Below are 226 nucleotides of genomic sequence, written 5' to 3'. Positions count from 1 at the left end.
CCATTATGGGGCCATAGCTCAGCTGGGAGAGCGCCTGCCTTGCAAGCAGGAGGTCAGCGGTTCGATCCCGCTTGGCTCCACCAAATAAGTTTTATAACATTGTACCTTGAAAACTGAATCGCGAAAGTTAAGTGTCTTAGAATCATCCTTTTAGTTGATATACGCTCAGCAATGAGCATACTAGGTTAAGCTAGTAAGAGCACACGGAGGATGCCTAGGCACCAGG

At 47.8% G+C, this 226-nt stretch carries 1 tRNA gene; it reads left to right on the top strand.

What is annotated here, in order from left to right:
• Positions 1-7 precede the first annotated feature (7 nt).
• Positions 8-83: transfer RNA gene (locus tag M3661_RS30160), tRNA-Ala, on the top strand.
• Positions 84-226: the final 143 nt, after the last annotated feature.

The sequence above is a fragment of the Paenibacillus sp. MER 180 genome, from assembly GCF_023713665.1.
GTDB classification, from domain to species: domain Bacteria; phylum Bacillota; class Bacilli; order Paenibacillales; family Paenibacillaceae; genus Paenibacillus_B; species Paenibacillus_B suaedae.
This window is presented reverse-complemented; position numbering and strand designations above follow the sequence as displayed.